The sequence below is a fragment of the Pseudomonas sp. NPDC090755 genome (assembly GCF_044769005.1).
Lineage (GTDB): Bacteria > Pseudomonadota > Gammaproteobacteria > Pseudomonadales > Pseudomonadaceae > Aquipseudomonas.
Genome location: NZ_JBIVXC010000019.1, coordinates 25,598 through 42,390 on the forward strand (window position 1 = coordinate 25,598; position 16,793 = coordinate 42,390).

Sequence of the window (16,793 nt, forward strand, 5' to 3'; positions counted from 1 at the left end):
CAGGTTGCAGACCGCGAACTCGTCCTTGTTGGTGTTCAAGGTGATCTCGGTGCACAGGTTCGAGCTGTGGACCACACCCACGTGCTGCTGCGGGCTGCGCAGGTTGCACGGATCCTTGAAGGTCAGCCATGGGTGGCCGGTCTCGAACAGCATCGAGAGCATCTTGCGCCACAGGTCCTTGGCCTGGATGGTCTTGAACACCTTGATCTTGTTGTACTCGGTCAGGGCTTCGTAGTACTCGTAGCGCTCTTCGAAGGCCTTGCCGGTCAGGTCGTGCAGGTCCGGCACTTCCGATGGCGAGAACAGGGTCCACTTGCCGTCATCGAAGACACGCTTCATGAACAGGTCAGGGATCCAGTTGGCGGTGTTCATGTCGTGGGTACGACGACGGTCATCACCGGTGTTCTTGCGCAGCTCGATGAATTCTTCGATGTCCAGGTGCCAGGTTTCCAGGTAGGCACAGACAGCGCCCTTGCGCTTGCCACCCTGGTTGACGGCGACGGCGGTGTCGTTGACCACTTTCAGGAAAGGTACGACGCCCTGGGATTTACCGTTGGTGCCCTTGATGTAGGAGCCCAGTGCGCGCACAGGGGTCCAGTCGTTGCCCAGGCCACCGGCGAATTTCGACAGCATGGCGTTGTCGTGGATCGCGTGGTAGATGCCCGACAGGTCGTCCGGCACGGTGGTCAGGTAGCAGCTCGACAGCTGCGGACGCAGGGTACCGGCGTTGAACAGGGTCGGGGTCGAGGCCATGTAGTCGAAGGACGACAACAGGTTGTAGAACTCGATCGCACGGGCTTCCTTGTCTTTTTCTTCCAGCGCCAGGCCCATGGCCACGCGCATGAAGAACACCTGTGGCAGCTCGAAGCGCACGCCATCCTTGTGGATGAAGTAGCGGTCGTACAGGGTCTGCAGGCCCAGGTAGGTGAATTGCTGGTCGCGCTCGTGGTCGATCGCCTTGCCCAGTTTGTCCAGGTCGAAGTCGGCCAGGGCAGGGTTGAGCAGTTCGAACTCGACGCCCTTGGCGACGTAGGCCGGCAGGGCCTTGGCGTACAGGTCGGCCATCTCGTGGTGGGTGGCGCTGTCGGCCACGCCCAGGAAGCCCAGGCCTTCGGCGCGCAGGGTGTCCATCAGCAGGCGGGCGGTGACGAACGAGTAGTTCGGCTCGCGCTCGACCAGGGTACGGGCGGTCATCACCAGGGCGGTGTTGACGTCCTTGATGGCCACGCCGTCATAGAGGTTCTTCAGGGTTTCGCGCTGGATCAGGTCGCCATCGACTTCGGCCAGGCCTTCGCAGGCTTCGCTGATGATGGTGTTCAGGCGGTTCATGTCCAGCGGCGCGAGGCTGCCGTCGGCCAGGGTGATGCGGATGGTTGGGTGCGGCTGCACGGCGGCGTCGCTGCTGCCACGGGTGGCACGCTCTTTGGCACGCTGGTCGCGGTAGATCACATAGTCACGGGCGACTTTCTGCTCGCCGGCGCGCATCAGGGCCAGTTCGACCTGGTCCTGGATCTCTTCGATATGGATGGTGCCGCCCGATGGCATGCGACGCTTGAAGGTGGCGGTGACCTGTTCGGTCAGGCGGGCAACGGTGTCGTGGATGCGCGACGAGGCGGCTGCGGTGCCGCCTTCAACTGCGAGGAACGCCTTGGTGATGGCCACGGTGATCTTGTCGTCGGTGTAGGCGACGACAGTGCCATTGCGCTTGATCACACGCAGTTGGCCTGGGGCGGTGGCAGCCAGATCCAGGTTCGAATCGGCGGCCTGCGGCGCCAAGGCCTGCGGGTTCTCGCGAGTTGTGTCGGTTTGCATGGGTGTCTCCACAGTCTCTATGTTTATTCAGGCGCCTCATGGGCGCCCACCGTTCCGTCCGAAAGCTCGACAACCACCCGGGGGCACAAGAACACACAAGGCTCTCGTGCGCCGACCGGGTCGGGCATACCTACTTCGGGACAGATCAGGAATTAGGGCAATCGTTTGCCGCTCCCTGGCCGAAGTCAAAGGTTCCGGGGTAAACCCCAAAACTGTTGTGGTACCGCTTGCGGCTTTGCCTGCAACGCGCGTACCTGAAACAAGGCCCTGGAAGGGCTTGCAACCTTCGTCTCCGCAGGAGCGGTTTGGCTGCTGAATGCAAGTAAAGTTCAAGCAGAAAAAGCACCTTCAGAGGGCTTGAGTTTCGTGCCTGACTTGTGCTTGGGATTTTGGTGAAACCCCAACATCTAGTGTTTCGCTGCGCTGGGGATACAAGATAATGCGGTCCAGGGGGTATTGCAAGGCGGCGCCCTGTGGATAACTTGTGTGTAGTTTGTGAGTGATTTTTTGGAAGCCCCTGTAGGCCACGTCCCACCGCTCTTTACTCTTTTTTGCGCCCGAATCGGCGTTCGAGCGGATTTTTTCGGGCGCGAACCCTATCACAAAAAAGCGCCCGGTCCGAGGCGTTTTGGCACGGGTTTTGTTTGGCGTCGGCAGCGGTTGGCAGGGGCGAGGTGCCATCGTAGTATCCGGGGGCGATGTTGCCCTTTGATGAAAGGGTGATGCAGGTCTTCTTCCTATAACAATGTCCGGCAGGGGTGAACCGTGGAGCAGCGTAGTCAGGTGTTGATCGTCGAGGATGACCAGCGATTGGCTGACCTGACCCGTGAATACCTGCAGGCCAACGGCTTCGATGTCGCGGTCGAAGGCGACGGTGCCCGGGCGGCGGCGCGGATCATTGCCGAGCAGCCGGACCTGGTGGTGCTCGACCTGATGCTGCCTGGCGAAGACGGCCTGAGCATTTGCCGCAAGGTGCGCCAGCAGTTTGCCGGACCGATCCTCATGCTCACCGCGCGCAGTGACGACCTGGACCAGGTCCAGGGCCTGGACCTGGGCGCCGACGACTATGTCTGCAAGCCGGTGCGCCCGCGTGTGCTGCTGGCACGAATCCACGCCTTGCTCAGGCGCAGCGAGGCCCCTGCCGAGAGCGAACCCCCGCAATGCCTGCAGTTCGGGCCCTTGCGCGTCGACAACACCCTGCGCGAGGCCTGGTTGCACGACAACGGTATCGAGCTGACCAGCGCCGAGTTCGACCTGCTCTGGCTGCTGGTCAGCAACGCCGGGCGCACCCTGTCGCGGGAAGAAATATTCACTTCGCTGAGGGGGGTGGGCTACGACGGCCAGGACCGCTCCATCGATGTGCGCATCTCCAGGATCCGCCCGAAGATCGGCGATGACCCCGAACACCCCCGGATGATCAAGACCATCCGCAGCAAGGGCTACCTGTTCGTGCGCGAGGCGGCCGAGGCCATGGGCCAGGTGCGATGAATTCGATTTTCCTGCGCATCTATGGCGGCATGCTCGCCGCGCTGGTGCTGGTGGCCGTGCTCGGCGTACTCAGCCTGCACCTGCTCAACGAGGTGCGTGCCGCCCAGCACCGCGAGCGCCTGGCTCACGGTACCTTTACCCTGATGGCCGACAACCTGGTGCCCCTGGGGGCGCTCGAGCGCAAGCGCAACCTGCTGATCTGGGAGCGTTTGCTGGGCATTCCGCTGCAACTGCAACCCCTGTCGGCGGCGGGGCTCGATGGTGGGCAGCGCAGCCAGTTGCAGCGCGGCCAGGTGCTGGTGGAAAAGACCGGTCCCCATGCGGCCAAGGTCATGCGCCAGGTCGGTACCCAGGATCTGCTGCTGATCGGGGAAGTGCAGCAGATCAGCGAGCAACTGGCGCGCGCCACGATTTACCTGTTGATCGACGAACTGGTGCGCTACCCGATCGGCGAGCAGCCGCGGCGCCTGGCCGAGCTCAAGCGCAACAAGGGCTTTGGTTTCGAGCTGAACCTGCGGCGTGTGGAACAGACCGACATGGACGAAGACCAGCGCCGCCGCGTCGACGAGGGCGACACGGTGCTGGCGCTGGGAAAGGACGGCGATTCGATCCGCGTCTATGCCGGCATGGTCGGCACGCCCTGGGCCCTGGAAATCGGCCCGCTGTACCAGTTGAACCCTTATCCACCGCAGATGCTGGTGCTGATTGCCGCCCTGGGCCTGTGCCTGATCGGCCTGATCGTCTATTTGCTGGTGCGCCAGCTCGAGCGGCGCCTGTCCGCCCTTGAAACCGCTGCCACGCGCATTGCCCAGGGCAGCCTGGATACCCGGGTGACCGCTGACGATGCCGATTCGGTGGGGCGCCTGGCCGCTGCTTTCAACGGCATGGCCGAGCACCTGCAGCGCTCGCTGGCCATCCAGCGCGAGCTGGTGCGGGCGGTCTCCCATGAGCTGCGCACCCCGGTGGCGCGGCTGCGCTTTGGCCTGGAGATGATTGCCAGCGCCCGTGACGAGCAGGCCCGCGAGAAGTACCTCAGCGGCATGGATGGCGATATCCAGGACCTGGACAAGCTGGTCGACGAGATGCTCACCTACGCCCGCCTCGAGCAGGGCGCGCCGGCCCTGCATTTCCAGCGGGTCGATCTGGATGCCTTGCTCGATCAGGTGATTGCCGAGCTGGCGCCACTGCGCAGCGATGTCAGGGTGTTCCGCGGCCCATGCCAGATCGGTGAGCCGGGGCAGGACGAGCAGGGCGCCTGGGTCGAGGCTGAGCCGCGCTACCTGCACCGGGCCCTGCAGAACCTGGTCAGCAATGCCATGCGCCATGCCGAATCCCGGGTCAGCCTCAGCTATCAGCTGGGCACCCAGCGCTGCCGGATCGATGTCGAAGACGATGGCCCGGGTGTGCCGGAAAGCGTCTGGGATCGCATCTTCACCCCCTTCACCCGACTCGACGACAGCCGCACCCGCGCCTCCGGCGGCCATGGCCTGGGGTTGTCGATCGTGCGACGGATCATCTACTGGCATAACGGCCGCGCCTCGGTCGGTCACAGCGAACAGCTGGGCGGGGCCCGTTTCAGCCTGAGCTGGCCGCGTACCCAGGATGCACCGTGAGCGTGCCACAGAGGCTGGAGCAGGTGTTGAGTCCGGCTCGCTTCGATACCTTGCTGCTCGACCTGTACGGCCCCGGGTTGATGCCGGCGCAGCGCCCGGTGCTGGTGTCGCAATGGTCCAAGTACTACTTCGCCCTGGTCTGGCGGTTGGCGGCAAGCGGTGAGCAGTTGCCGCTGTTTACGCAAGCCCGCATCGTCCTGGATACCCGTGGCCTGCCGCTCGAGCTGAGCGCACGTGCTGGGTATTGTGGCGACCTTGAGCAACTGCTGGAGCATCACCTCAAGCCGCTGGTACAGCGCCTGGCGACGCTGGGCGAGGTGGCTGCGACCGTGCTGTGGGGCAATGCCGGGGACTGCCTGGATCAGGCCCTGCAGCGAGACCTGGCCGATTGCGGCGGGTTGCGCCGCTTGCTCGAAACGCCAGGCAGCCCGCTGTACGCCGCCGTCACACTGGATAGCGCCGGCCGGCGTCGGCGGCGCACGTGCTGCCTGAGTTACAAGGTGGACTGGGTCGGGCACTGCGAACACTGCCCGTTGCTGGCGTGAGGCTCAAACGCTGACCAGGCTCAGCAACTGGTCATCCTGCAGGCAGAACTGCCCTTCAAGCTCCCGTCCTTTATGCCACTGCGTCGACAGGTCGGTCAGCAGGCGCAAGCGTGCCTGACCGTCGGCGCTCCATTCCAGCACTTCGGCGTGCTCGAAATAGAAGCGCTGCTGGACGATAGGGTAGAGGGCCTTGAACAGGCTTTCCTTGAGGGAAAAGGTCAGGGTGACGGTCAAGCCGGTTTGCCCGGTGTCCATCCGTTGCAGTTCGGCCTCGGTGAGGATTTCCCGGCAAAGGCGTGCCGCGCGCTCGTCACTGAGCAGGCTTTCCTGGTCCAGCCCAAGTCCCTGGCAATCACTGCGGTGTGCCACCACGGCGGCGGCCCAGCCCTTGCCGTGGGTGATCGAGCCGCTGATGCCCGCCGGCCAGATCGGCGAGCGGTCCTCGTGGGTGCCGGGGACGTACTCGCGACCGTCCAGGCGCTGCAAGGCTGCCCGGGCGCACACCCGGCCGGCCAGGTACTCGGCCTGGCGCTTGGCCACCGAGCGTTGCAGGCTGGGTGTCTGCTCGATACCGGCGCGGGCAAAGTCATCGCTGGCCAGCAGGGCAGGGTCGAAGGGGCAACTGACCAGTACCGCACCGGGGATCGGGCGGGGCAGGGGCCAATCGTGCAGCAGCGGGGCGCAGCAGGAGGGAAGTCGATTCATGTCCGGTATTGTGCCGTGGGCCAGCTGTTCAGCCAAGGTTCAGGCAGGGTTCAGCGGCCGTTCAGGGCCGCTTGCGTAGTCTGGCTTCCACACCCACTCAGGGCATCACAAGGAGTCAGTACCATGAAAACCCTCAATACCCTGTTCCTCGCCGTGGCCTTTCTGGGCGCCAGCGCCGCCGCGCAGGCCGCCGACACCACCTTCGCCGGCGTCACCTACGGCCAGACCAGCGACAAGATCAAGAAGTCCGGCCTGCTCAGCAGCAACACCGATCACCTGAACACCGACGGCATCATCCACAAGGACGGCACCTATGGCATCCGTATTGGCCAGATGAACGACCAGGGGCGCTACTACCTTACCTACGACAACGTCTCCAACGACCACAGCGGCCTGAAGATGCGCCAGGAAAACCTGCTGGGCAGCTACGATGTGTTCTACCCGCTGGGCAACACCACCAAGCTGTTCGGCGGTGCCAGCGCCGGCCTGACCAAAATCAGCCAGGAGTCCTCCGGCTACAGCCGCGACACCGACACCGGCTACGCCGTCGGCCTGCAGGCCGGTGTGCTGCAACAGGTCAGCGACCAGGCGTCGGTGGAACTGGGTTACCGTTACCTGCGCAGCAACGCCAGCACCGAACTGGCCGAGCATGGCGGCCCGAAAGTCGGCACCCTGCGCCTGGACAGCAGCGCCCAGACCTACCTGGCGCTCAACTACGCCTTCTGACCGGCGCGTAGCCTGCCCGAACCGGCCTGCAGTTGCAGGGCCGGTTCGCTGTTATTCTTCTGCACAGGATTCGTTTTATGCCGACTTGTCGGCACGCGTAGGGAGGAGCGTATGAAACTGCTGGTGGTCGAGGATGAGGCACTCTTGCGTCATCACTTGTACAGCCGCTTGACGGAAAGCGGGCATGTGGTCGAAGCGGTGGCCGATGCCGAAGAAGCCTTGTACCAGGCCGAACAGTACAACCATGACCTGGCGGTGATCGACCTGGGCCTGCCGGGCATGAGCGGGCTGGACCTGATTCGCCAGCTGCGCTCCCGGGGCAAGAGCTTTCCGGTATTGATCCTGACCGCACGCGGCAACTGGCAGGACAAGGTCGAAGGGCTGGCGGCCGGAGCCGACGATTATGTGGTCAAGCCTTTTCAGTTCGAAGAACTGGAAGCCAGGCTCAATGCCCTGCTGCGCCGTTCCAGTGGCTTCACCCAGTCGACCATTGCCGCCGGTCCCTTGTTGCTGGACCTCAACCGCAAGCAGGCGACCCTGGATGAGCAGCCCCTGGCCCTGACCGCCTACGAATACCGCATTCTCGAATACCTGATGCGCCATCACCAACAGGTAGTGGCCAAGGAACGCCTGATGGAGCAGCTCTACCCGGATGACGACGAGCGTGACCCGAACGTGATCGAGGTGCTGGTCGGCCGCCTGCGCCGCAAGCTTGAGGGCGATAACGGCTTCAAGCCCATCGATACGGTGCGTGGCATGGGGTATCTGTTCACCGAGCGTTGCCGGTGATTCGTTCGCTACGCCTGCGGCTGATGGTGGCAGCAGCGCTGCTGGCGCTGCTGTTCATGCTCGGTTTGCTGCCGGCCCTGCAGAAGGCCTTCAGCCTGGCCTTGCAGGAGGCGATCGAAAAGCGCCTGGCCTCGGACGTCACCACCCTGATCTCCGCGGCACGCGTCGAGAACAATCAACTGCAGATGCCGGTGCTGCTGCCCGACGAGAAATTCGACCTGCCCGACAGCCGCCTGCTCGGCTATATCTTCGACCGCCAGGGCAACCTGGTGTGGCGCTCGCGGGCCACCGCCGATGAAAACATCAACTACACCCCGCGCTATGACGGGCGCGGCAACGAATTCGCGCGAATCCGCCAGGTCGATGGCGAGGAGTATTTCGTCTATGACGTGGAGGTCAAGCTGCTCGGAGGCAAGAGCGCAGCCTTCAGCATCGTCGCCCTGCAGCCGCTGCGCGAGTACCAGCAAACCCTCAATGGCCTGCGCGAACGCCTGTACCTGGGCTTCGGCGCGGCGCTGCTGACCTTGCTGGCGCTGCTCTGGGCGGGTATGACCTGGGGCCTGCGGTCGCTGCGTCAGTTGAGCCACGAGCTTGATGATGTCGAGTCCGGCGCCCGCGACGGGCTCAGCGCTGAGCATCCTCGGGAGCTGCTGCGCCTCACCGGCTCGTTGAACCGCCTGTTGCGCAGCGAGCGCGAGCAGCGCCAACGCTACCGTGACTCGCTGGGCGACCTGGCCCACAGCCTGAAAACCCCGCTGACCGTGTTGCAAGGGGTCAGTGAAAGCATGGCGCAGCGCCGTGAAGACCGCGAACAGGCGCGCATCCTGCAAAGCCAGATCGAGCGCATGAGCCAGCAGATCGACTACCAACTGCAACGCGCCAGCCTGCGCAAAAGCGGCCTGGTGCGCCACCAGGTAGCCCTGCGGCCCTTGCTCGACAGCCTGTGCAGCACCCTGGCCAAGGTCTACCGCGACAAGCAGGTCAAGGTCAGCCTCGAGGTTCCCGAGCAGGCCATGGTGCCCATGGAGCAGGGCGCCTTGCTCGAACTGCTCGGCAACCTGCTGGAAAACGCATACCGCCTGTGCCTGGGCCAGGTACGCATCAGCTGGCACGGTGGCGACACGCAGGTCGAGCTGTGTATCGAGGATGACGGGCCTGGCGTGCCGCCTGACCAGCGTGAGCGGATCCTCCAGCGCGGTGAGCGCCTCGACCGCCAGCACCCGGGGCAGGGCATCGGCCTGGCGGTGGTCAAGGACATCATCGACAGCTACGACGCCAGCCTTGCCCTCGATGACTCTCCTTTGGGCGGAGCGGCGTTTCGCATCGGCTTTTCCCGGGACTGAACCGCCATCCCCCGTGGGCGGATTACCGCCATCACCTTTCATTTGCCCAGGGTGGCGGGCGGAAATCCGCCAACCCTGACCCCTTCACTGCGTCCTCACAGTGCAAGCAAACCCGCGCAATACGGGCTTTGCACCGATCGAGCGCATTTTGGCATCAGGCTTGCTATTGACCCTGCAGAGTCCTGCCAGGCAGCTCGACACAACAAATCCCTCCAGTGCAGGAGGGTTCGCGCTTTAGGTATCGCTCGCGTCCTGGGAAGGATCGGGCCGTACACTTGAGGAAATAGCCATGACGACGCGTCAGCCACTGTACAAATCGCTGTATATCCAGGTGTTAGTAGCGATCACCATCGGTATCCTGCTGGGCCACTACTACCCCGAAACCGGCGTTGCCCTCAAACCTTTGGGTGACGGCTTCGTCAAACTGATCAAGATGGTCATTGCCCCCATCATCTTCTGCACCGTGGTCAGCGGCATCGCTGGCATGCAGAGTATGAAATCGGTCGGCAAGACCGGTGGCTACGCGCTGCTCTACTTCGAAATCGTCTCCACCATCGCCCTGATCATCGGTCTGGTGGTGGTCAACGTGGTCAAGCCCGGCGCCGGCATGCACATCGATGTCAGCACCCTGAATGCCAGCAGCGTGGCCGCCTATGCCGCCGCCGGCGCGCAGCAGACCACGGTCGGCTTCCTGCTCAACATCATCCCCAACACCGTGGTCGGCGCCTTTGCCAACGGCGACATCCTCCAGGTGCTGATGTTCTCGGTGATCTTCGGCTTCGCCCTGCATCGCCTGGGTGCCTACGGCAAGCCGCTGCTGGACCTGATCGACCGCTTCGCCCACGTCATGTTCAACATCATCAACATGATCATGAAGCTGGCGCCGGTCGGTGCCTTCGGTGCCATGGCCTTCACCATCGGCCAGTACGGCGTCGGCTCGCTGGTGCAGCTGGGCTACCTGATGGCCTGCTTCTACGTCACCTGCGTGCTGTTCATCCTCGTGGTTTTGGGCGGTATCGCCCGCGCCCATGGCTTCAGCGTCCTCAAGCTGATCCGCTACATCCGTGAAGAACTGATGATCGTGCTGGGTACTTCGTCCTCCGAGTCGGCCCTGCCACGCATGCTGACCAAGATGGAGCGCCTGGGTGCGAAGAAATCCGTAGTAGGCCTGGTGATCCCCACCGGCTACTCGTTCAACCTGGACGGTACCTCGATCTACCTGACCATGGCGGCTGTGTTCATCGCCCAGGCCACCGACACCACCATGGACATCACCCACCAGATCACCCTGCTGCTGGTGCTACTGGTAGCGTCCAAAGGTGCTGCGGGCGTGACCGGTAGTGGCTTCATCGTTCTGGCGGCCACCCTGTCGGCGGTAGGTCACCTGCCGGTAGCCGGCCTGGCCCTGATCCTCGGCATCGACCGCTTCATGTCCGAAGCCCGTGCCCTGACCAACCTGATCGGCAACGCCGTGGCCACCGTGGTCGTGGCCAAGTGGGTCAAGGAGCTGGACGAAGACAAGCTGCAGGCCGAGCTGGCCTCCGGTGGCTCGCCACTGGTCGATACCCGTCCGGTCGACGACCTGGGCGTGGCTGAAGGTGTTGCTCGCTAAGACGGCGACTGCGAAATGAAAAAGCCCATCTTCGGATGGGCTTTTTTGTGCCTGTTGCCTACAGAGACTGACCAGTAACCCTGTGGGAGCTGGCGAAGCCTGCGATCGGCCGCGCAGCGGCCGTAGTCCGGGGGCGATTGCACGGGCGTCATCGCAGGCTGCGCCAGCTCCCACAGGTGCACAGCCCCATACGGCGGCTATTCCACCCGCGTCTCGCCGCTGTACACCAGGGTATGCCGACAGCGTCGGCACAGGTAGCGCCGCCCCTGGCGCACCAGGCTGTGTCGCTGGGCCGAGAACGGGAAGTCGCTGCCGGCGCAGGGGCAGCGGTAGATGTAGCGGGTCACCGTACGACGCTTGACCGCATAGTTGTGGCAGCGATGGGGCGGCAGTTCATAGACGCCGCGCATGATCAGTTGCCATTCCTCGCCGTGGGGCTGGATGCGGTCACCGAACAGTTGATGGGCCACCAGGTGGGCCACTTCATGGGCCACGGTCTGTTTGAGGAAGTCTTCGCTGTTCTCGCGATACAGTTGCAGGTTGAAGCGCAGCAGGTTCTCATGCAGGTGGGCGACGCCCGCCTTTTGTCCGCGCAGCTTGAAGCTGACTTCGGGGCGCGGGAAGGGGCGTTTGAAAAAGGCTTCGGCTTGCAGGTAACAGGTTTCGACGCGGGATTTGAGCAGCTCGGGCATATCGGGGAACACTCCTGGGCGGCAATTATGCCGCAAGCGCCGCAACGCTGCCGAGCCACCGGTCAGCACACAGCATCAGGCCGCCTTGCGGCGGCCTGAGGGTTACAGCACCTATGTTGTTTTGTTTTCTAATAGTTTTCTAGTCGTTTTCTAATTGGTATAGACCGGTCCCACGCCCAGACCCCAGATGATCACGGTGAAGGCCATGATGGCTACCAGCACCACCAGGCCGACCGCCAGTACCGAACTCGAGAACAGGAAGCCTTCATCCGAAGGTATGTTCATGAAGGTCGGCAGGCCGACATAGAGCAGATAGACCGTGTAGCACACGGCTGCCGTGCCGACGATCATTCCCAGCCACAGGTGTGGGTACAGCGCCGCCAGGCCGCCGATGAACAGCGGTGTTGCGGTGTAGGTGGCAAAGGCGATGCAGCGGGCGAGGCTCGGATTGGCATCGTAGGTACGTGCCATCCAGTGAATGAACGCGCCCATGACCGCTACGCCACCAAGCATGGCCAGGTAGGACATGATGGTCATCCATAGCGCGCTTTCCTGGGTCAGCATGACCGGAGCGCGATCGCCGATGACCCAGCCGACCTGGGTTGTACCGATGAACGCCGATACCGCCGGGATGGCCGCCAGTATCAGGGTGTGGGTCAGGTACATGTGGCTGATGCTTTCTTCCTCGCCACGTATTTCTTTCCATTCCTGATCAGGATGCGTAAATAGCCCAACAACGTGATGGATCATGCCAGTCACTCCTATCGTTGTTGCATCGCCCCCCAGCGGAGCGCTTGCGACCCCAAGTGGTACGGGCCAGAGGATCGAGGTCAGCTTTTTTACCGTGGCCTTATGTCGCAGTATAGGAAGGAGTTAGCCGCTTAAAGCCGGCTTTTTAGAGCAAATCGCGCTGTCAGGGTCACGGCTAATCACCTTGCAGTCTTTATCGGATTGGTCTACGCCTGCCGACGGTTTGTGCGTAAAATGTGCGGCTTTTGTCACACCTCGCGGATTCCAAGCGCTATGGGCACCCTTTCGGTCAACCAGAACAAACTGCAAAAACGCCTGCGTCGTCTCGCCGGCGAAGCCATCACCGACTTCAACATGATCGAAGACGGCGACAAGGTCATGGTCTGCCTGTCCGGCGGCAAAGACAGCTACACCATGCTCGATGTTCTGCTGCACCTGCAGAAAGTGGCGCCGATCAAGTTCGAGATCGTCGCGGTGAACATGGACCAGAAGCAGCCGGGCTTCCCCGAGCACGTGCTGCCGGCCTACCTCCAGACCCTGGGCGTCGAGTACCACATCGTCGAGAAGGACACCTACTCGGTGGTCAAGGAGCTGATCCCGGAGGGCAAGACCACCTGCTCGCTGTGCTCGCGCCTGCGCCGTGGCACCCTGTACACCTTCGCCGACGAGATCGGCGCGACCAAGATGGCCCTGGGGCACCACCGCGATGACATCGTCGAGACCTTCTTCCTCAACATGTTCTTCAACGGTACCCTCAAGGCCATGCCGCCCAAGCTGCGCGCCGACGACGGTCGCAACGTGGTGATCCGTCCGCTGGCCTACTGCAGCGAGAAGGACATCCAGGCCTATTCGGACATGAAAGAATTCCCGATCATCCCGTGCAACCTCTGTGGCTCCCAGGAAAACCTGCAGCGCCAGGTGGTCAAGGAGATGCTGGTGGAGTGGGAGCGCAAGACCCCGGGCCGTACCGAGAACATCTTCCGCGGCCTGCAGAACGTAGTGCCGTCGCAGCTGGCCGACCGCAACCTGTTCGACTTCGCCAACCTGAAGATCGATGAGAACGCCACGCCGCGTTTCCTCGACGTGCTGAATATCTGACCGGCATGCGCGACTACCAATGGCTGCATGAGTACTGCCTGAACCGCTTCGGCTCCGCTGCTGCCCTGGAAGCGCACCTGCCCCAGGCCAGAAGCCCGGAGCAGTTGCGGGCAATCAGTGCCGACCGCTACCTGTCGACCCTGGCCCTGCGGGTGTTTCGCGCCGGGCTCAAGCACAGCCTGGTGGATGCCAAGTGGCCGGCCTTCGAGCAGGTGTTCTTCGGCTTCGACCCGGAAAAGGTGGTGCTGATGGGCGCCGAGCACCTGGAGCGGCTGATGCAGGACACCCGCATCATTCGTCACCTGGGCAAGCTCAAGAGCGTGCCGCGCAATGCGCAGATGATCCTCGACATCGAGAAAGAGAAGGGCAGTTTCGGCGCCCTGATCGCCGACTGGCCGGTGACCGACATCATCGGGCTATGGAAGTACCTGGCCAAGCATGGCAACCAGCTCGGCGGGCTGTCGGCACCGCGCTTTTTGCGCATGGTCGGCAAGGATACCTTCATCCCCACCGACGACATGGCCGCGGCCCTGATCGCCCAGGACATCATCGACAAGCCACCGACCAGCCAGCGTGACCTGGCGCTGGTGCAGGCAGCGTTCAACCAGTGGCACGCCGAGAGTGGCCGGCCACTGTGCCAGCTGTCGGTGATGCTGGCGCACACCGTCAATCATTGAGAGCGGTGGTACCGTCATCGCAGGCTTCGCCAGCTCCCACATGCACTACTTGTGGGAGCTGGCGAAGCCTGCGATGACGGCCCCGCTCAGTTCGAGCCTTCCCCAGCCAGGCGCCGCTCATACTGGAACTTCCAGCGCACATACAGCAGGGCACTGACGAACAGCGCCAGGCTGATCGCCACTTCCAGCCAGCCGAACAGCGCCCGTGACGGGTCGAACGCGGCCAGCACCCCCTTGATGAAGTACAGGTTGACCACGAAGCAGGTCCAGGCGTGGGCGCGGGCGTTGCCCAGCAGCATGCCGGGCAGCAGCAGGGCCAGCGGCACCAGCTCGACCGCCAGGATCACCCCGATGCGTGCACCGTGCAGGTCGGCGAACAGCAGGTTGTTGAGGGTCAGCAGGGCGATCAGGCCGAAGAAGCTGGCCAGGCTCAAGGCCCGGGCCAGGCGCAGGCGCGGCACCAGCCATTCGATCGCGGGCAGCACCTTGGGCTTTTTAGCCACGGCCGTTCTCCAGCAGTTTGGCGGTGCTGGCCAGACGTTGGCCAAGGGCGCGGCACAGGGTGATTTCATCGGTGTCCAGGTCACGCTTGCCGTCGGCCCCGGCGTGATGGCTGGCGCCATAGGGCGTGCCGCCGCCACGGGTCTCCAGCAGCGCCGATTCGCTGTAGGGCAGGCCCATGATCAGCATGCCGTGGTGCATCAACGGCAGCAGCATCGACAGCAGGGTCGACTCCTGGCCGCCGTGCAGGCTGGCAGTGGAGGTGAAGGCCGCTGCCGGCTTGCCGACCAGGCCACCGCTGAGCCACAGGCTGCTGGTGCCGTCGATGAAGTACTTGAGCGGTGCGGCCATGTTGCCGAAGCGGGTCGGGCTGCCCAGGGCCAGGCCCGAGCAATGGCGCAGGTCGTCCAGGGTGGCATAGAGGGCGCCGGTTTCCGGGATGTCCGGGGCCACGGCTTCGCATTCGGTGGAAATCGCCGGCACCGTGCGGATGCGTGCCTCCAGGCCGGCCATTTCGACGCCGCGGGCAATCTGCCGGGCCATCTCGCTGGTCGAGCCGTGGCGGCTGTAGTACAGGATCAGGATGTACGGCGTGCTCACGGCAGGATCTCCAGCACCTTCTCCGGTGGCCGGCCGACCACGGCCTTGTCGCCGGCGATCAGGATCGGCCGCTCGATCAGTTTCGGGTGCTTGACCATGGCGTCGATCAGCTGGGCTTCGCTCAGGGACGGATCAGCCAGGTTCAGGTCCTTGTACTCATCCTCGCCGCTGCGCAGCAGCTGGCGCGCGCTGATGCCCAGCTTGCCGAGCAGGGTCGCAAGTTCCGCGGCGCTGGGCGGGGTTTCCAGGTAGCGGACCACGGTCGGGGCCAGGCCACGGGCTTCGAGCAACTCCAGGGCACCACGGGATTTGGAGCAGCGCGGATTGTGATAAAGCGTAAGGTCGGTCATGTTCGGGTCGCATCCAGCAGGGGGTGGCGGCTATTCTAACCGCAGCGACATCGCATTTTGCTTGAAACTTCGAGAAGGATTGACCCATGACAAGGCGTTTGGCAGCAGCACTGGCCATCACCGCGAGCCTGTTGCTTGGCGGTTGCGGTGCGGATTATGGCCTGGACCAGAATGGCCAGGCGGTAAAGGCCGAGCAGATCGACGGGCACTGGCTGGTGCTCAACTACTGGGCCGAATGGTGCGGCCCGTGCCGTATCGAAATCCCGGAGCTCAATGCCGCGGCCAAGCAATGGCAGGCCCAGGGCGTGAAGGTGGTCGGGGTGAACTTTGACGGCCTGCAGGGTGAGGAGCTGAAAAAGGCCAGCGAAGCCCTGGGCATCGGCTTCACCGTACTGGCCAGCGACCCGGCCGAGCGCTTCGAGCTGCCGCGCAGCGAAGCCTTGCCGGTGACCTACATCATCGACGACAAGGGCAAGGTGCGTGAGCAGTTGATGGGGGAGCAGACCCTTGAAGGGTTGAACGAGAAGATCAAGGCGCTTAAAGACGCCAAGAGCTGAGGGGCGCATCGCCGGCGATGGAATCGGCGCGGTGTCAGTTGTTACGCGCTGCTTGCATCGCTGGCGATGCCAGCTCCCACTCAGCCTTCTTCAGGCCAGAAGCGCAGCGGCTTGCCCTCGGCCGGCCAGAAGCGCACCTGCTCGATCGGCGAGATATCCCAGCGCTGCACGGTTTCCAGGGCCTGGAGGAAGCGTTTTTCCTGCTCCATCAGGGCTGGCGCGCACAATTTGCGGGTGCTGCCGACCTTGCCGAAGGTGAGCTTGTCGCCCTCCAGCTGGTAAGGCGCGAACCAGTGGTTGCAGCCGGCATTGCCATAGGCGCGGCCATCGGACGCCAGGGTCAGGGTCAGGTGGCTGTAGTCCATCAGCGGACGTTCGCCAATCCACTCCAGCAGGTAGCTGCGTTCCTGCTCCAGCTTCATCGGCTCGGCGGCGCAGCCCAGCAGGGTGGTGCCGGCCAGGGCGCAGAGCAACTGCGTTTTCACTGAGCGGTCTCCTTGCATTTAGGGCATACATGCTTGTCGCCACGGCTGATCCAGCCGAGCTCGGCGATGCGTGCGCTGGCAGCTGGTTGCTGGGCCTTCTTGCCCAGCTTGGAGTCCACCGCGAATTCAAAGTCCAGGCTGGCCTGGCAGCTGTCGCAGTTGACCTGCCACTGGTGGATCGCCAGTTCGCCGAACACCGGGCCGCTGGCCACCGCGACCCATTGGCCGGTCGGGTTGATCAGATGGCGTACGGTTTCCACGGTCAGGCGCATGGACAAGTCCTTGCTGCCCTTGAGGGTCACCAGCAGGACATCGCTTTTCTTGATCGAACCGCCATTGCCGGTCACTTGATAGCGGCCCGGTACCAGGGCGCGGCATTCGATCAGGGTGTGTTGCGGGTTAAACAGGTTGTAGCGGAAATCGTGTTCGACCATGGGTCCTCCAAATCTG

General features: G+C 63.5%; 19 protein-coding genes. 10 read left to right on the plus strand and 9 right to left on the minus strand.

The annotated features are described in order from the left end of the window. The coding region (locus tag ACIQUS_RS22490; protein WP_403051673.1) for a ribonucleoside-diphosphate reductase subunit alpha at nucleotides 1–1,812 on the minus strand (1,812 nt) is incomplete at its 3' end. A 765-nt stretch (nucleotides 1,813–2,577) separates the two neighbouring features. On the opposite strand from ACIQUS_RS22490, the gene ACIQUS_RS22495 reads away from it, so the two are divergent. Genes ACIQUS_RS22495 through fhuF form a run of 3 tightly spaced genes read left to right on the plus strand, consistent with a single transcriptional unit; the run spans nucleotide 2,578 to nucleotide 5,458 of the window. Then, nucleotides 2,578–3,300, plus strand: a complete 723-nt coding sequence (locus tag ACIQUS_RS22495; protein WP_403051676.1) for a response regulator — start codon at nucleotides 2,578–2,580, stop codon at nucleotides 3,298–3,300. Then, nucleotides 3,297–4,913, plus strand: coding sequence for an ATP-binding protein (locus ACIQUS_RS22500; RefSeq protein ID WP_403051679.1), 1,617 nt, complete (start codon nucleotides 3,297–3,299; stop codon nucleotides 4,911–4,913). Before ACIQUS_RS22495 ends, ACIQUS_RS22500 begins: the two co-directional genes overlap by 4 nt. After that, nucleotides 4,910–5,458, plus strand: a complete 549-nt coding sequence (gene fhuF / locus ACIQUS_RS22505; RefSeq protein WP_403051682.1) for a siderophore-iron reductase FhuF — start codon at nucleotides 4,910–4,912, stop codon at nucleotides 5,456–5,458. The genes ACIQUS_RS22500 and fhuF overlap by 4 nt, the downstream gene beginning before the upstream one ends. Before the next feature lie 3 nt (nucleotides 5,459–5,461). Here fhuF and ACIQUS_RS22510 read toward each other — a convergent pair whose 3' ends face one another. Continuing rightward, on the minus strand, nucleotides 5,462–6,163 hold the full coding sequence (locus ACIQUS_RS22510) for a 4'-phosphopantetheinyl transferase (RefSeq protein ID WP_403051685.1): 702 nt from the start codon (nucleotides 6,161–6,163) through the stop codon (nucleotides 5,462–5,464). A 123-nt stretch (nucleotides 6,164–6,286) separates the two neighbouring features. On the opposite strand from ACIQUS_RS22510, the gene ACIQUS_RS22515 reads away from it, so the two are divergent. The 4 genes from ACIQUS_RS22515 to ACIQUS_RS22530 all read left to right on the plus strand — a co-directional run bounded on the left by ACIQUS_RS22515 (nucleotide 6,287) and on the right by ACIQUS_RS22530 (nucleotide 10,633). Continuing rightward, nucleotides 6,287–6,889, plus strand: a complete 603-nt coding sequence (locus ACIQUS_RS22515) for an outer membrane beta-barrel protein (protein WP_403051688.1) — start codon at nucleotides 6,287–6,289, stop codon at nucleotides 6,887–6,889. Nucleotides 6,890–7,000: 111 nt separating this feature from the next. Next, nucleotides 7,001–7,678: a response regulator gene (locus tag ACIQUS_RS22520; protein ID WP_403051691.1), complete on the plus strand. Its 678-nt coding sequence runs from the start codon at nucleotides 7,001–7,003 to the stop codon at nucleotides 7,676–7,678. Beyond that, a complete protein-coding gene (locus tag ACIQUS_RS22525; RefSeq protein WP_403051694.1) occupies nucleotides 7,675–9,021 on the plus strand; it encodes an ATP-binding protein in 1,347 nt (448 codons plus the stop codon). The genes ACIQUS_RS22520 and ACIQUS_RS22525 overlap by 4 nt, the downstream gene beginning before the upstream one ends. A gap of 289 nt (nucleotides 9,022–9,310) precedes the next feature. Next, a complete protein-coding gene (locus tag ACIQUS_RS22530; protein WP_403051697.1) occupies nucleotides 9,311–10,633 on the plus strand; it encodes a dicarboxylate/amino acid:cation symporter in 1,323 nt (440 codons plus the stop codon). Between the two features lie 197 nt (nucleotides 10,634–10,830). Here ACIQUS_RS22530 and ACIQUS_RS22535 read toward each other — a convergent pair whose 3' ends face one another. Together ACIQUS_RS22535 and ACIQUS_RS22540 are read right to left on the minus strand one after the other, a co-directional pair. Further along, the gene (locus ACIQUS_RS22535) at nucleotides 10,831–11,325 is read right to left on the minus strand and encodes a SprT family zinc-dependent metalloprotease (RefSeq protein ID WP_403051700.1); all 495 of its coding nucleotides are present in this window, start codon (nucleotides 11,323–11,325) and stop codon (nucleotides 10,831–10,833) included. Nucleotides 11,326–11,475: 150 nt separating this feature from the next. Continuing rightward, nucleotides 11,476–12,075 carry a Yip1 family protein gene (locus ACIQUS_RS22540; protein ID WP_403051703.1) on the minus strand — a complete coding sequence of 200 codons (600 nt, stop codon included), beginning with the start codon at nucleotides 12,073–12,075 and terminating at the stop codon, nucleotides 11,476–11,478. A 273-nt stretch (nucleotides 12,076–12,348) separates the two neighbouring features. Here ACIQUS_RS22540 and ttcA point away from each other — a divergent pair, with 273 nt between their 5' ends. Then, nucleotides 12,349–13,173 (plus strand): tRNA 2-thiocytidine(32) synthetase TtcA, encoded by an 825-nt coding sequence (gene ttcA, locus ACIQUS_RS22545; protein ID WP_403051706.1) that lies wholly within the window; start codon nucleotides 12,349–12,351, stop codon nucleotides 13,171–13,173. A gap of 5 nt (nucleotides 13,174–13,178) precedes the next feature. Further along, the gene (locus ACIQUS_RS22550) at nucleotides 13,179–13,850 is read left to right on the plus strand and encodes a DNA-3-methyladenine glycosylase I (protein ID WP_403051709.1); all 672 of its coding nucleotides are present in this window, start codon (nucleotides 13,179–13,181) and stop codon (nucleotides 13,848–13,850) included. Between the two features lie 86 nt (nucleotides 13,851–13,936). Here the strand turns inward: ACIQUS_RS22550 and ACIQUS_RS22555 are convergent, their stop codons facing one another. Genes ACIQUS_RS22555 through arsC form a run of 3 tightly spaced genes read right to left on the minus strand, consistent with a single transcriptional unit; the run spans nucleotide 13,937 to nucleotide 15,301 of the window. Next, entirely contained in the window at nucleotides 13,937–14,353 is a 417-nt protein-coding gene (locus ACIQUS_RS22555) for a DUF2069 domain-containing protein (protein WP_403051712.1), read from the minus strand. Continuing rightward, complete coding sequence (gene wrbA, locus ACIQUS_RS22560) at nucleotides 14,346–14,951, minus strand: NAD(P)H:quinone oxidoreductase (protein WP_403051715.1); 606 nt, start codon at nucleotides 14,949–14,951, stop codon at nucleotides 14,346–14,348. The genes ACIQUS_RS22555 and wrbA overlap by 8 nt, the downstream gene beginning before the upstream one ends. After that, nucleotides 14,948–15,301, minus strand: coding sequence for an arsenate reductase (glutaredoxin) (gene arsC / locus ACIQUS_RS22565; RefSeq protein ID WP_403051718.1), 354 nt, complete (start codon nucleotides 15,299–15,301; stop codon nucleotides 14,948–14,950). Before arsC ends, wrbA begins: the two co-directional genes overlap by 4 nt. Before the next feature lie 86 nt (nucleotides 15,302–15,387). Here arsC and ACIQUS_RS22570 point away from each other — a divergent pair, with 86 nt between their 5' ends. Beyond that, the gene (locus ACIQUS_RS22570; protein ID WP_403051721.1) at nucleotides 15,388–15,858 is read left to right on the plus strand and encodes a TlpA disulfide reductase family protein; all 471 of its coding nucleotides are present in this window, start codon (nucleotides 15,388–15,390) and stop codon (nucleotides 15,856–15,858) included. 80 nt (nucleotides 15,859–15,938) lie between these two features. Here the strand turns inward: ACIQUS_RS22570 and ACIQUS_RS22575 are convergent, their stop codons facing one another. Then, nucleotides 15,939–16,361 (minus strand): META domain-containing protein, encoded by a 423-nt coding sequence (locus ACIQUS_RS22575; protein WP_403051724.1) that lies wholly within the window; start codon nucleotides 16,359–16,361, stop codon nucleotides 15,939–15,941. After that, on the minus strand, nucleotides 16,340–16,777 hold the full coding sequence (locus ACIQUS_RS22580; RefSeq protein ID WP_403051727.1) for a hypothetical protein: 438 nt from the start codon (nucleotides 16,775–16,777) through the stop codon (nucleotides 16,340–16,342). Before ACIQUS_RS22580 ends, ACIQUS_RS22575 begins: the two co-directional genes overlap by 22 nt. Nucleotides 16,778–16,793: the final 16 nt, after the last annotated feature.